Source organism: Pseudoalteromonas sp. CST2 (assembly GCF_028599385.1).
In the GTDB taxonomy this organism is placed as follows: domain Bacteria; phylum Pseudomonadota; class Gammaproteobacteria; order Enterobacterales; family Alteromonadaceae; genus Pseudoalteromonas; species Pseudoalteromonas atlantica.
On record NZ_JAQREO010000014.1, the window covers coordinates 108,454 to 122,928 of the forward strand.

Consider the following 14,475-nt stretch of genomic DNA (forward strand, 5'->3'; position numbering starts at 1 on the left):
GCTATTAAAAAATTTAAACTCTAGGGGATTAATTTAAAGTGCTACACGTTAGTTGTTTGTAGCACTAACAACGCTAAGCTACCTGATCAGATTCATCGCCTGAACACGGGCACTTTTCGTCATTATGTTTAAGGCATTGTTGGTAATTAAACCAATGGGCTACAGCAATAAACGCCGACCCAATTAAAGTAAACGCTTTTTCGGCCACCTCATGCCCTAGTAATACCGCACATATCATAAAGGCTAGCCCAATAACGCCACAGGCCATATAACGTAAACGTTTATGCTTTTTACAGCCTAGGCTCAATGCTAATAAACTGGTGGGTAATACCGCCGCAAGAATCCATAAATGAAATTGTTCACTATCTATTTGCAGTACAGCAAAGCTTGGCAATAGCGCTAAAATAACCGGAGTTGCAAAACAATGCACTGTACACATTAACGATAACCCAATCGCCATACGATCCATAACACTTTGACTCGACTTCATTATTTCCTCTACTAAATTAGTGCCTCTACTCAAAAGCGTTACTTTTAAAGAGACATTTTAGTAACAACAGTTAATTACTATTGATACATTATAACACTTCTCGCACAATTGATATAATATAACATCTAACAAGGTAGTCAAATGAAACGTAGATCACAATTAGCTGTGCTCATAGCAGCTTTATTACCTGCAAGTGTGCTTGCATCCACAATAGAGGGCGTTGTTTTAAACAACAAAGGTAAAGTAGTTACCAATGCAACCATAGAAGTTGAAGGCTCAGACCTTAAAGTAACCACCGATGAAAACGGTAAATTTGTAATAACCGAGCTAAACAATGGCTTAAAAGAGCTTCATGTTGTGGTGCCAGGTTATGCTCACCTTCATCGCGATATAACAATAACAAATGATGAAAACCAATCGGTTACGTTTAATTTAAAGCGCTCACCTATTGAAGTTATTGATATTGAAGCAACCCCTATTCATATGTCGGCAATGGAATCTGCCTCACCTGTTAGTGTTTTATCTGGCGAACAACTAAGACGACAACAAGCTGCAACCCTTGGCGACAGCCTTGAAAAACTTCCAGGCGTTAATACTAACTTTCACGGGAAGGTAGCCAGTACACCAATTATTCGTGGTTTAAGCGGCCCGCGTGTACTTATTACTCAAAATGGCCTTGATGTCAGTGATGTGTCGCGCGTTGGCCCCGACCATTCTGTTGCATCAGAAGCGTCTACCGCACAACAAATTGAAGTAATGCGCGGCCCTGCAACACTGTTTTATGGCAGTGGCGCCATTGGTGGCGTAGTAAATGTGGTAGATAACCGCATACCAACCGACAGCACAACACGCGGCGAGTGGAACGTAGAACATAACTCAGTAGATAACCAAAAAGTAGCCTCGTTTAATGCCACCACAGGCACAGACTCGGTGGCTTTTTACGCCGATGCATTTTGGCGTGAAGCCGATGACTACGAAGTGCCTGTAGCCGCAGATATAGATAGCGACGGTGAAGAGCATCGCGGCGATTACAAAGTTGAAAACAGTAATGAGGAGTCTGATGGTTTTACTGTTGGCGCTAGCTATTTAATGGATAACGGCTTTATTGGCTTAGCAGTAGAGCAATTTAATCGTCAATACGGTATTCCGGGCCACACCCACGGCGATGAAGAAGAGGAAGAACACAGCGACGAAGAAGAAAGCGTATTTGCTGATTTAGAGCAAACAAAAGTGCAATTATTAGGTGAGTACAACCTAGATAATAAATGGCTAAACAAAGTAAACCTGCGAGTTGGCCACACCGACTACGAACACGCTGAAATTGAAGGTGGCGCTGTAGGCACCACATTTAAAAACGAAACAAACGAATTACGCATAGACCTACTACATAACCAATTTAACGAGTGGAATGGCGGCATTAGCTTTCATTACAAACAAAGTGATGTTGAAGCACAAGGTGAAGAGGCCTTTACGCCTCCATCAGAAACCGAAAGCTTTGCTGTAGCGTTAATGGAAGAAAGGCACTTTGGTGATTTTTTAGTGCAGTTAGGTGGGCGTATTGAGCGTGTAACCATTGAAGCAGGCGACGTGTTACTGCCAAACATTGACGCTCATGCACACGATGAGGCGCAAGAAGCCGACGAGCATGATCACGACCACGAAGAAAGCGCAGAAACCACTCGTGTATTTGACGTAGAGCATGAATTTACACCTATCAGCTTATCGGCAGGCGTAGTATGGGATTTTACACCTAACTATAATTTAGGACTTTCTGTATCGCGTTCTGAACGCGCGCCTTCTGCTTCTGAGTTGTTATCGTTTGGGCCGCACATTGGTACTGGCACTTACGAAGTAGGCGCACTGTTTGATTTAGATGAAGACGGCCATTTAGGTTTATCTAGTCAAACAATTGACCTAGAAACAGCCAATAATATCGATTTAACCCTGCGTAAAACCCAAGGTGATGTTGGCTTTATTTTAAATGCCTTTTATAACCAAGTAGATAATTACTATTACCAAATAGACACCGGTTTATTCGCTGAAAGTGGCCACGACCATGGCGATGAAGAAGAAGGCGCTGACGAACACGACCATTCATCGGAGCTACCTGTTTATTTATTTAAAACAGACGATGTAATTTTACATGGTTTTGAAGCGCAAATTGCGTGGCAATTAACCGATGAATTTAAAGTAGATTTGTTCTCTGATTACGTTCGTGCACGCCTTAAAGACGGCGGCGATTTACCCCGTACTCCACCGCTTCGTTTTGGCAGCGAGCTAAGCTATCAAACAGATAAATTAAGTGCGCATATTCACGTTACTCGCTATCAAAAGCAAGACCGCACAGCCCCACAAGAAACAGCCACAGACGGCTACACGTTGGTTGATGCAAGCATCTCTTACGACCTTTCAGTATTAAACCAAGATATGTCTGTTTACCTGCGAGGCAGCAACTTAACAGATACAGAAGCACGCGTGCACAGCTCGTTTGTAAAAAATATAGCACCACGTCCAGGGCGTAGCTTTGCGCTAGGCATTCGCGGTTATTTTTAAGCATTAAAAAATTATAATTAAAGGAAATAGACATGAAAAAACTATACAAATTAAAGCTTATTGCTCTGGCCATTAGCACTACATTTATTACAGCCTGTGGCGATGCCCAAACCAATATTGTAGAAAAAGATCCTATTGTTGTAGAAGACGAGCACGATCATGACGATGATGATCACGACCATGATGATGGCTATACTATTGATTCATTAGGCAGATTAGCTGTGCTTGCAGGCGATAGCAACGAAGCCAGCTTTTATGATCTAGATGACAACACTTTACTTGAAACATTTACCCTGACGAATGATTCAAACACGCTATCGTCATCACCTGATTTTCGTTATGCCGTTATTGCAAGCCGCGCACAAGATTACTTAGGCTTTATTGATGGTGGTTTATGGCGTGAAGACCATGGCGAGCATTTACACGACTACGAGCAAAGCCCAGCGGCTAGCAGTTATGAGCTAACAAGTGGCAGCCGACCTACTCACCTTGTAAAACATGACGGCCAATTAGCTGTTTTTTATGATGGTGATGCAGACTCAGGCACGGTTGCCTCTGTTGAAGTATTAACAGATAACGACATAACCAGCGCAACAGCAACACTTCCGGGTATTAGTTACGATATTAATATGCACGGCGTAGCAGAGCCTCGCGGTGAGCATTTATTATCAACACTTCGTCGTGATGACAGTGAAAGCACATCGGTTGCTAAAGTACTGCCAGACCAAGTAGGTGTTTATCATTTTCATGATGGTGAATATGAGCTAGAACAAACCTTAGAAGTTACGTGCCCTGATTTACACGGCGCGGCACAAAACCACGACTACGTGGCATTTGGCTGTAGTGATGGTGTGTTATTAGCCCACCAGCACGATGATGAATACGAAGCTGAAAAAATAGCGAACATTGCAGCCGTTGGCGATTTACGCATTGGTAGTATTTATGGCCACGAAGATAGCGAGACCTTTATTGGCGTAGCATCTGGCCATGGTGGCGGCGAAGCCGTAATTGTAACTATTGACCCTGAAACAGCACAAATGGAAGAACTAGAATGGCAACTAGCCGATGGCGCAAGTGCTGTGTCGTACTCTTTTTCTGCCCATGGCGAGCACTTTTTAATATTAGACAGCTTAGGTTTTTTAAATGTATTTAGCGCACACGACCATGATGGCGAAATGCATTGGGAGCTTGAAGGCCAAGTTGATATTACCGAGCAAGATGTATCAACCATGCCAGAGGGCATGAGCTTTAGCATGACAGTGGCGCAAAATGGTCAGTTTGCTTATGTAGCCGACCCTATTGCTCAGCACGTTGTGCAAGTACACCTTGAAGACTTAGAAATTGAAAGTGAGGTTGAGCTTACTTTTGCTCCTAGTGCAATTACTTGGCTTGGTATTGCGCAAGAGGAAGAAGAAGACGACCACGACCACTAATTTCACTCTTTAAAAAGAGTACTCCCTTGAAGGTTGGCGTTTTAATGCCAACCTTTTTTATTCACATTTTGTAACAGACCTTTTATCGCAAGTGCATCGCTATTTATAACCTTATTGTTATGATGTAACAGCTATTAATATAGGATGTAATCCCATGAAAAAATTAACAACATTGGCGCTTGCCTTGGCTGCGGTTATTGCACCGAGTGTATCGGCCTATGAAACTAAAGACACTCGCTTACTACGCTTTCCTGATATTCATAACCAAAACGTGACCTTTGTTTACAGCGGCGATATTTATATTGCTAATACACAAACCGGCGAAAGCAAACGTTTAACCGACCACATTGGTTTTGAAACATTTCCTAAGTTTTCTCCTGATGGTAAGCGCATTGCGTTTTCGGCTGAGTATAACGGCAGCCGCCAAGTTTATGTAATTAACAGCGATGGTTCAGGCCTTAAGCAGCTTACATACTACAACGATGTTGGCCCAATGCCGCCGCGTGGTGGTTTTGATTACCGCGTTTTAGATTGGACAGCCGATGGTAAAAATGTGGTGTTTAGAGCTAACCGGACACCATGGGGTAAACGTATGGGTCGCCCTTATATGGTCCCTGCCGACGGTGGCCTTGAGCAGCCTTTAGCTATTCCAGAAACTGGCGGCGGTATGCTCTCACCTGATGGTAGCAAGTATGTTTATACGCCCATTGACCGTGAGTTTCGTACTTGGAAACGCACCCGTGGCGGCCGTGCGCAAGATGTATGGATTTACGATTTAGAAAATAACACTTCAGAGCAACTTACTACTAACCGTGCAACCGACCAACAACCTACCTGGGTTGGCGACAATATTTATTTTGTATCTGATCGTGATTACACACTAAACCTTTACCAATATCGCAAAGGCAGTGAGCCTAAAAAGCTCACTAATTATAAAAACTTTGACGTACTTTGGCCCTCAGCAGGCCCTAATGCGGTTGTGTACGAAAACGGCGGTTACTTATATCGCTTTGACGCAAAAACACAAAAAAGCATTAAGCTGAGCATTAACATTGCCGGTGTGCGCCAATACGCTATGCCGTATAGCAAAAATGTGAGCGACTTTATTGATTCTATGTCGATTTCTCACGATGGCAAACGTGCTGTATTTACAGCCCGTGGCGAGCTATTTAGTGTACCTGTTAAACAAGGCCCTACGCGTAACTTATCGTACACAGATAAGAGCCGTGAAATAGACGCAAGCTGGTCGCCAAATGGGCGTTACATTGCTTACATGAGCGATGAAAGCGGCGAGTACGAAATTTACTTAAAAGATCGCAGTAAAAACAATGCCATTAAGCAACTTACTAGCAATGGTACCATTTGGCGCTTTACGCCTATTTGGTCACCCGATAGCGCTAAGCTATTGTTTGCAGATAAAAACAACACACTTTGGTGGTTAGATGCAAAATCGGGCAAGCAACACAAAATTGATACCGGCATTTACGACGAAGACGGTATTACTCAGTATACGTGGTCGCCTAATAGCCAAGACATTGTGTATGTTAAAAATAACGAAAACCGTTATGCCTCACTGTGGCACTACAACCTTAAAAAAGAAAAGGTAACGCGCCTAACAGATGAAATGAGTAACGAGCAAAACCCAACTTTTTCGCCAGATGGCCAATACCTTTACTTTAGCTCTGAGCGCGACTTTAACCTTGCGTTTAGCAGTTACGAGTTTGACTACATGTTTAACCGCGCCACCCGTATTTATGCGGCTGCAGTAAACGACAGTGTTAAACCGCTTATTGCCTTACAAAGTGACGAAACCACAATTGTAAAAGACGATGACGACGAAAAAGAAGATGACAAAAAAGTTAAAAACGCACTGCAAAGCAGCGACTTTATGCAGCGTGTTACCGCACTTAACGCACCAGCGGGCGATTACCGTGGCTTAACCGCAGTAAAAGACGGCGTACTGACGCTTGCTAATGGCGCATTACAACTTATAGGTACCGAGCACGACAGTGAGCTAGAAACAGTCGCTAAAAGTGTTAGCAATTACACTATATCGAGCAACAGCGAACACCTACTTGTACACACAAGTGGCGGTTACAGCTTAATAGAGCCTAAACCAAAGCAAGACTTAGACGCTAACAAGCTCGATTTAAGCAAAATGACGCTTAAAATTAACCCGCAAGCTGAGTGGCAACAAATGTACGTAGAAGGCTGGCGCACATTGCGTGACTGGTTCTACGACGAAAACCACCACGGTCAAGATTGGGATGCTATTTTAGCTAAATACCAACCTATGGCTGATGCTATTAGCCACCGTAGTGACCTTGATTACGTACTTAGCGAAATTGCTGGCGAAATTAACTCCGGCCATATTTACGTGCAATCGGGTGATATGCCAAAAGCCGAACGTAAAAATCACGGTTTATTAGGCGCTAAGCTTGCAAGCGATCCATCGGGTTACGTAAAAATAGAGCAAATTTTCAAAGGTGAAAACTGGCATGACGATTTCCGCTCACCGCTGGGGACTACTGGTGTAAAAGCACATAACGGCGATTATATTATTGCGGTAAATGGCCGCTCGGTTAAAGACGTTGCTAACTTTTACGAACTCCTTGAAAACACCCAAGGCGAGCAAGTGGAGCTGGTGCTAAACAGTAAACCGCGTAGCAAAGGCGCGTGGCAAGTAACAGTAAAACCTGTAGCCAGTGAGCAAGGTCTACGTTACCTAGATTGGGTTAACTCGCGTGCAGCCTACGTTAATAAGCTATCAAATGGACGTATTGGCTACGTACACCTACCAAATACAGCGTATGAAGGTAACCGCGCCATGTTTAAAAATTACATGCCGCAAACAACCAAAGACGCCATGATTATTGATGACCGTTACAATGGCGGTGGCTATATTCCTGAGCATATGATCACCTGGCTTGCACGTAAACCACTTAACTATTGGAAACGCCGAGGCACCGAGCCGACTAAAACGCCACAGTTTGCACACGACGGTCCTAAAGCAATGCTAATAAACGGCTATTCAAGCTCAGGCGGTGACGCAATTCCTTACTACTTCCGCCAAGCGGGTTTAGGTAAGCTAATTGGTACGCGTACGTGGGGTGGCTTAATTGGTATTTCTGGCAACCCTGCTCTTGTAGATGGCGGGCAAGTCATTGCGGCTACATTCCGTATTTTAGATACCCAAGGTAACTGGATTATAGAAAATGAAGGCGTGGCTCCAGATATTAAAGTAATTGACCGCCCAGAGCTTATTTATAAAGGCCAAGATCCATCAATAGAACGTGCTGTACAAGAGTTATTAAAGGAGCTTAAAGAAAATCCTAAGCAACCTTTAGTGGTGCCACCAGCTCCGTCTAAGTTTTAATTTTCTGTATAGCAATATTAGCTAATGAAAAAACCCTGCAAATGTGCAGGGTTTTTTATTTAAAACGGATGTTACGCTTAGCGTTGAGGCTTTTTCCAGCCACTCCACACATCTTCAACATCGGCTTTTTTCTTCTTTTTCTTACCTGTACCTTCAGGCTTTGCCATTGGCTTGTCGTTTTTAAGTGCAAGGGCCGCATCAAGGTTTGCTTGGTTTACCGCAAAACCGGTTACTTCCTCGCGCTCTAAGCGTAGTTTGTTTTTCTTCTCGATTATTTTAAAGTGATGAAAGTCTTCATAATCAATTAACGATAACGCTAGGCCAACTTCACCGGCACGGCCGCTTCGGCCAATACGGTGCATATAATCAGCGGGGCTACGCGGTAAGTTAAAGTTAATAACAACAGGCAGTTTGGCAATATCTAAACCACGGGCTGCTATATCGGTGGCTATAAGTACTTCGATTTCGCCAGCTTTAAATTTTTCTATTACGCGAGTACGCTCACTTTGGCCTTTATCACCATGAAATACCTGTGCGTTAATACCACGCTTTTCAAGCTTACCTGCTAAGTGCTCACAGTCTTTTTTAGCGTTTACAAAAATAAGTGCTTGGCGCCATTTATGCGCTTTAATTAAATGCGCTAAAACCGTGGTTTTTTCGCCTTTATTAACTGTAAATACGCGCTGTACAAGCGTGCTTTCGTCTTTACTTTGAACTTGTATTTCAACTGGGTTGGTTAACAGCTCTTGCGTTAATTGTGTGACTTGCTCTGGGAAGGTTGCTGAAAACAACATAGTTTGTTTTTTAGCAGGCATAAGCGCTAATAACTCAGCAAGCTCTTCGGTAAAGCCAAGGCTTAACATGCGGTCGGCTTCATCAAGCACAAGTGTAGTTACTTTATCGAGCTTAATCGCATTGCTTGAGATTAAATCGAGCAAACGCCCTGGTGTTGCCACGATAATATCGGCGCCGCCGCGTAGAGCCTGCATTTGTGTATTAACCGACACACCACCAAATACCGCCACCGTTTTAATGGCGCCATTAAAGTTAGCAGAATACGATTTAACGCTATCGGCCACCTGCGTAGCAAGCTCACGGGTAGGTACCAAAATAAGCCCAGTGACAAAATTACCTTTGCTCGCTGCTTTTTTAGCGCCTTGCTCTAAAAGTAACTTTTGTAGCATTGGTAAAGCAAACGTTGCTGTTTTACCTGAGCCAGTATTTGCCCCCGCAATTAAATCGCTACCAGCCAGTACACTTGGAATCGCCTTAGCTTGAATTGGCGTAGGTTGGCTATATTCCAAATCGGTTAAACGAGCTTGTAGCTCTGGAATAAGGCCAAGATCGTTAAAGGTGCTAGGGCTTGTTGCTGAGGTCATGAATATTACGGGCTCATTGCTAAAAAAGTAGCCTGTAATTTTAGCGTATTTAGCGCTTATTAAGTAGGGATTAGTGATTTTAATGTGGTTTAAGTAATCGCTGCGAGCGTCGAGCTACAAGCTTCGAGGAAATTTGACTGTCACCGTGAGCACTCCAAACTTAAAGAGGCTTTCATAAAAAGCCAACAACTAAGTTAGCAATATTATTAGTTCTTGCTAAGTTCTGCTTGTAACCTAGCTTTTGTTTCTCTTAAATAATTTATATAAGGATATGAGTCATTTGTAATGGCTAAAGCAGATTCCATCTGTTTAAGCGCTTGGCGAGTATCGCCTTGCATTTCATAGCCATAAGATAAGGCTGAAAACGCATCGACTGATTGTGGGTGGTTTTTTATATTGTACTTAAACACTTTAATAGCACGGGTAAATTGCTTGCTGCCCGCTAAATTATAACCGAGTGATCTAACAGCGCGATCCGATGGCGCAATCTGCTCGCCCCATTGTTGAGATAAGTTTTGATAATAAGCATCAATAGAGGTTACATCGTCAGTTAAATCACTTATGGGCATTTGTTTAGGCAAAAATAAGTTGTGATAGGCATTAAATGAACCAGCAACCGAAGTCAGGTTATGCGAGACACCATCAAACGCGTCACTAAAGAAGCGTAAATTAGGCAAGCTATTAGATTCTAAAGCTTGCTGCAGCTCATTATATCGCTCACGCATTATGCCAGCTTCTTCACCAATATTTATATAAACATAGTTATTCAGATCTTTTGATTTATTGATAAACGACTTAGCCGCTTTTACCGGTGCGCCATAGTTCCACCAAACCGCAGGGCTGTAAGCAATGTGTGCTTGGAAAAGCTCAGGGTTAGCTTGCATTGTATAAAGTGCAAACACGCCTGCCGCAGAGGCCCCTGCAATCACATTATAATTGTGCGTACGATAACTTTTATTAATTAAGGGCATAAGTTCTTGCTCAATAAATACTAAAAACTTTGCTGCACCACCGCCTTCACCTACCGGGCCTTGTGGCTCTTTATTCACTGTAGGGTAAAAATCTCTGAGTCGATTAGTGTTTTCAACAGCGACAATAATAACCTCTGGCGCACGATTATCATTTTGCAAGCGCTCCATCACAGCACTTATAAGCGGTATGTTACCCGCACCATCAAGGCGATAAATGACCGGATAAACTTTGTTTGGATTAGCTTGATAACTCTTTGGAAGCTGGACTACAACTGTGCGCTCTTCGTTTAAAATTGCTGAATTAATAGTATGTATTTGTTGCGTATAGCTAATGGTTTGCTGTTTTAAATCAGGCTCTGCAAGTGTGCTACTAGAATAAAATATAAATAAACTACATATAAAAACAGCGGTTAATAAACGCATTACTAATCCTTTAGAAAATAGTGTGTTATTTAATCTAACAGGCTTTGAGGTACAAAAAAAGGCGCATTAAGCGCCTTTAATCTTCAACAAGTAATTACCAACCAATTGACCTTACTCAACCGTAACCGATTTAGCTAAATTACGTGGTTGGTCAACGTCGGTACCTTTAATTACCGCTACATAGTACGACAGTAACTGTAATGGCAGCGTGTAAACAATTGGCGCAATAATGTCGTCAGTGTGGTTTACGTTGATTACACGCATTGTGTCGTCTGACTCAAAGTGTGAATCTTTATCTGCGAATACGTAAATAATGCCGCCACGTGCACGTACTTCTTCTACGTTTGATTTAAGCTTTTCTAATAGCTCATTGTTTGGTGCTACAACAATAATTGGCATGTCGGCATCAATAAGTGCAAGTGGGCCATGTTTTAGCTCGCCCGCTGCGTAGGCTTCTGCGTGAATGTACGAAATTTCTTTAAGTTTAAGCGCACCTTCCATTGCAATTGGGTATTGCGAACCACGACCTAAAAACAGCGAGTGATGCTTGTCTGCAAATTCTTCTGCAAGGTCTGCAATGCCATCTGCCAGTAGTAATGTTTCTTCAAGCTTAGCAGGAAGTACTTTTATAGCATTTACAATGGCACTTTGATCAAGCTGTTTTTCTTGCGCTATAGACGCAGTAAGCATTAACAAACCAACTAATTGTGTGGTAAATGCTTTAGTAGAAGCTACACCAATTTCAGCGCCGGCTTTGGTCATAAAGGCAAGGTCAGATTCGCGTACAAGCGATGAACCAGGTACGTTACAAATGGTCATTGATGCCATGTAACCTTGCTCTTTAGCTAGGCGTAACGCAGCTAGCGTATCGGCAGTTTCACCCGATTGAGAAATAGTAACAAGTAAGCTATTTTCATGAACAAACGACTGACGGTATCTAAATTCAGAAGCTATTTCTACATTACAGCTAACACCCGCAAACTGCTCAAGCCAGTAACGTGCAACCATACCTGAATGGTATGACGTACCACAGGCAATAATTTGTACGTGTTTTACATCTTTAAATATTTGCTGAGCGCTGTCGCCAAAGGCATCAATTGCTACACGGTCGTCGTTTAAACGTCCTTCAAGGGTATTGCGTACCGCAAGTGGTTGCTCGTAGATTTCTTTTAGCATGTAGTGGCGGTAATCGCCTTTGCCTGAAGCATCTTGCGTGATATTTGATTCAACAACTTCACGTTCTACAGCGTCGCCATTTTCATCAAAAATTTCAACAGTGTCGCGTGTAATACGGGCTACGTCGCCTTCTTCTAAGAAGATAAAGCTACGAGTAACTGGTAATAGTGCTAACTGATCAGACGCAATAAAGTTTTCGCCAAGGCCTAAACCTATAACAAGCGGGCTACCTGAGCGCGCTACGATGATTTCGTTGTCGTTTGCTTTATCAAATACAACGGTACCAAACGCACCTTCAAATTGCTTAACCGCTGCTTGAACAGATGCAAGTAACGTAGTATGTTGCTTACGAAGCTTATGAATTAAGTGCACCATAACTTCGGTATCGGTTTCAGATAGGAACTCGTAGCCTTCTTCTTTAAGCGATGCGCGTAAGCTTGCGTGGTTTTCAATAATACCGTTATGTACAAGTGCTAGTTGGTTGTTTGATACATGCGGGTGAGCGTTTTCTTCTGTAACACTACCGTGTGTTGCCCAGCGTGTGTGTGCAATACCTGTATGACCACTAACGCCTGCTTTCTCAAGTGCGGCTTCTACGTTCACAACTTTACCGACTGCTTTTACAGTATTTAGCGTAGAGCCTTCTAATAGTGCTACACCGGCAGAGTCGTAGCCACGGTATTCAAGACGTTTAAGGCCTTCAACTAAAATTTTGTTTACTGGACGTTCTGCAACCGCCCCAACTATTCCACACATAGTGTCTCCATTAATTTTTTAATTCTAGTAACTCGCTTTGTAGTTACTATTCAATAATCTCTGCACAAATTAGTTTTACACCACACGCCTCAATCGCTTTGCGTTTATCATCTGCTAAGCCAGTATCGGTTATTAATGTGGTTACTATTTTCCACGGTAATTCTAAATTTGGTATTTTTCGGCCAATCTTATCTGACTCAACCATAACGATTACTTCACGGGCGGCCTTTGCCATAACTTGGCTTAAGCCAACTAACTCATTAAAAGTAGTCGTGCCGCGTTTTACATCTATGCCGTCAGCACCAATAAATAGCTGATCAAAATCATAAGAGCATAATACGTTTTCGGCAACTTGCCCCTGAAACGACTCAGAATGCGGATCCCAAGTACCGCCAGTCATTAAAAGTGTTGGCTCGTTTTCAAGTGATAGTAAACGGCTCGCTACTTTAATCGCGTTGGTCATTACAACTAACCCGCGCTTATTTGCAAGCTCTGGGATCATAGCGGCCGTAGTGCGCCCGCTATCAATAATAATGCGGTTATGATCTTTTATAAGTGCAGCTGCAGCCTTAGCTATTGCTACCTTGCGCTTAGAGTCTATTTCGTCACTTACAATTTCTTTAGGCAGTGCAATAGCACCACCGTAACGGCGCAGTAACAGGCCACTTTTTTCAAGCGCGGTTAAATCTTTACGAATGGTTACTTCAGATGTTTGAAACTGCTCCGCAAGCTTTTCAACAGCCACTTCACCTAGCTCATTTACCTGAGTAAGTATTAAATGACGGCGTTGCTGTGTGTTTCGTTTGGTCATAAAGCTCGTAGATTAAGTTTCGTTTCGAAAGATGTGCAATTCTAAACGAAACTAGTTAAATGGCAAGTGAACGAGCAAAAATAAAGCAGCTTTCAACGAGTAATAATAAAGGTAAAATAGCGCTAAGATCAGTTAATCAATCAAAGAAGCCTTTATGCAGTCATTTAACAGCTTAGATAAAACGCTATTAGCGCTACGAAAGCAAACTGGCGAAATATGCCGACTCTTTAATAAAAGCCCGAGTAAAGGTAATTTAAAACGCATTAAAGAGCTATTCGCTCAATGCGGTGAAGGCGTAATTATAGAATCAGGTTTTCATTGCGATTATGGTAATCAAATAACGATTGGTGATCGTAGCTTCATAAACATTAACTGTACGGTATTAGATGCCCCAATTAGTGAAGGAGCTATCAGCATTGGTGATGACTGCTTAATTGGCCCTAGTGTTCAGCTATTGACTGTATCCCATGCTGTTAACCCTACACAGCGACTGAATAAAGAAAACTTTACTGCTCCTATTACAATAGGCAGCAACGTATGGATTGGCGCAGGTGCAATTATTTTAGCGGGCGTATGCATTGGGGATAACAGTGTTATTGGTGCGGGATCTGTAGTTACTAAAAATGTAGAGGCGGATACTGTTGTTGCTGGTAATCCAGCTCGTGAGATAAGAACACTATAATTATAATCGATGTTTTTTTGCGTCGGGAGTCGCTACGCTCGCCCGACCTACATTCTAGAAGTAGATGAGTGTGCATTAATTGTCCGCATTTCACTTTTCTACGGACGTAAAAAAGCCCGGCTCTTTCGAGTCGGGCTTTCTTGTATTTGAAGCCTGGCAATGTCGTAGTGCCCACAGCGGTAGAGAGTCACATAGCAAATGGGACACTATCATTGTGTCAGGAGTCGCTACGCTCGCTCGACCTACATTCTTGAAGTAGATGAGTGTGCATTAATTGTCCGCATTTCACTTTTCTACGGACGTAAAAAAGCCCGACTCTTTCGAGTCGGGCTTTCTTGTATTTGGAGCCTGGCAATGTCCTACTTTCACATAGCAAATGCTACACTATCATCGGCGCTGTTTCGTTTCACTACTGAGTTCGGCAT

9 protein-coding genes are annotated in these 14,475 nt (G+C 42.8%); 4 read left to right on the forward strand and 5 right to left on the reverse strand.

Features of this window, described 5'->3' with window-relative positions:
• Positions 1 to 73 precede the first annotated feature (73 nt).
• Positions 74 to 490 (reverse strand): MerC domain-containing protein, encoded by a 417-nt coding sequence (locus PSH41_RS16265; RefSeq protein WP_273589516.1) that lies wholly within the window; start codon positions 488 to 490, stop codon positions 74 to 76.
• Positions 491 to 631: 141 nt separating this feature from the next.
• Here PSH41_RS16265 and PSH41_RS16270 point away from each other — a divergent pair, with 141 nt between their 5' ends.
• From PSH41_RS16270 to PSH41_RS16280, 3 genes are all read left to right on the forward strand, one after another.
• Positions 632 to 3,043: a TonB-dependent receptor gene (locus tag PSH41_RS16270; protein WP_273589517.1), complete on the forward strand. Its 2,412-nt coding sequence runs from the start codon at positions 632 to 634 to the stop codon at positions 3,041 to 3,043.
• Between the two features lie 32 nt (positions 3,044 to 3,075).
• Positions 3,076 to 4,476 carry a 5-methyltetrahydrofolate--homocysteine methyltransferase gene (locus tag PSH41_RS16275; protein WP_273589518.1) on the forward strand — a complete coding sequence of 467 codons (1,401 nt, stop codon included), beginning with the start codon at positions 3,076 to 3,078 and terminating at the stop codon, positions 4,474 to 4,476.
• A 154-nt stretch (positions 4,477 to 4,630) separates the two neighbouring features.
• Positions 4,631 to 7,852, forward strand: a complete 3,222-nt coding sequence (locus PSH41_RS16280; protein WP_273589519.1) for a S41 family peptidase — start codon at positions 4,631 to 4,633, stop codon at positions 7,850 to 7,852.
• A 77-nt stretch (positions 7,853 to 7,929) separates the two neighbouring features.
• On the opposite strand, the gene PSH41_RS16285 is transcribed toward PSH41_RS16280, so the two are convergent.
• From PSH41_RS16285 to PSH41_RS16300, 4 genes are all read right to left on the reverse strand, one after another.
• Positions 7,930 to 9,231, reverse strand: coding sequence for a DEAD/DEAH box helicase (locus PSH41_RS16285; RefSeq protein WP_273589520.1), 1,302 nt, complete (start codon positions 9,229 to 9,231; stop codon positions 7,930 to 7,932).
• 206 nt (positions 9,232 to 9,437) lie between these two features.
• Positions 9,438 to 10,625 carry an alpha/beta hydrolase-fold protein gene (locus PSH41_RS16290; protein WP_273589521.1) on the reverse strand — a complete coding sequence of 396 codons (1,188 nt, stop codon included), beginning with the start codon at positions 10,623 to 10,625 and terminating at the stop codon, positions 9,438 to 9,440.
• Positions 10,626 to 10,736: 111 nt separating this feature from the next.
• Complete coding sequence (gene glmS, locus PSH41_RS16295) at positions 10,737 to 12,557, reverse strand: glutamine--fructose-6-phosphate transaminase (isomerizing) (protein WP_004588894.1); 1,821 nt, start codon at positions 12,555 to 12,557, stop codon at positions 10,737 to 10,739.
• Between the two features lie 46 nt (positions 12,558 to 12,603).
• Positions 12,604 to 13,368: a DeoR/GlpR family DNA-binding transcription regulator gene (locus PSH41_RS16300; RefSeq protein WP_004588893.1), complete on the reverse strand. Its 765-nt coding sequence runs from the start codon at positions 13,366 to 13,368 to the stop codon at positions 12,604 to 12,606.
• A 154-nt stretch (positions 13,369 to 13,522) separates the two neighbouring features.
• Here PSH41_RS16300 and PSH41_RS16305 point away from each other — a divergent pair, with 154 nt between their 5' ends.
• A complete protein-coding gene (locus PSH41_RS16305; RefSeq protein ID WP_273589522.1) occupies positions 13,523 to 14,050 on the forward strand; it encodes a sugar O-acetyltransferase in 528 nt (175 codons plus the stop codon).
• Positions 14,051 to 14,475: the final 425 nt, after the last annotated feature.

What these genes read in the sequence shown, in the direction of transcription:
- PSH41_RS16290 (WP_273589521.1), bottom strand. Translation starts at nt 10,625, where the DNA reads ATGCGTTTATTAACCGCTGTTTTTATATGTAGTTTATTTATATTTTAT.
- PSH41_RS16275 (WP_273589518.1), top strand. Translation starts at nt 3,076, where the DNA reads ATGAAAAAACTATACAAATTAAAGCTTATTGCTCTGGCCATTAGCACT.
- PSH41_RS16285 (WP_273589520.1), bottom strand. Translation starts at nt 9,231, where the DNA reads ATGACCTCAGCAACAAGCCCTAGCACCTTTAACGATCTTGGCCTTATT.
- glmS (WP_004588894.1), bottom strand. Translation starts at nt 12,557, where the DNA reads ATGTGTGGAATAGTTGGGGCGGTTGCAGAACGTCCAGTAAACAAAATT.
- PSH41_RS16270 (WP_273589517.1), top strand. Translation starts at nt 632, where the DNA reads ATGAAACGTAGATCACAATTAGCTGTGCTCATAGCAGCTTTATTACCT.
- PSH41_RS16280 (WP_273589519.1), top strand. Translation starts at nt 4,631, where the DNA reads ATGAAAAAATTAACAACATTGGCGCTTGCCTTGGCTGCGGTTATTGCA.
- PSH41_RS16305 (WP_273589522.1), top strand. Translation starts at nt 13,523, where the DNA reads ATGCAGTCATTTAACAGCTTAGATAAAACGCTATTAGCGCTACGAAAG.
- PSH41_RS16265 (WP_273589516.1), bottom strand. Translation starts at nt 490, where the DNA reads ATGAAGTCGAGTCAAAGTGTTATGGATCGTATGGCGATTGGGTTATCG.
- PSH41_RS16300 (WP_004588893.1), bottom strand. Translation starts at nt 13,368, where the DNA reads ATGACCAAACGAAACACACAGCAACGCCGTCATTTAATACTTACTCAG.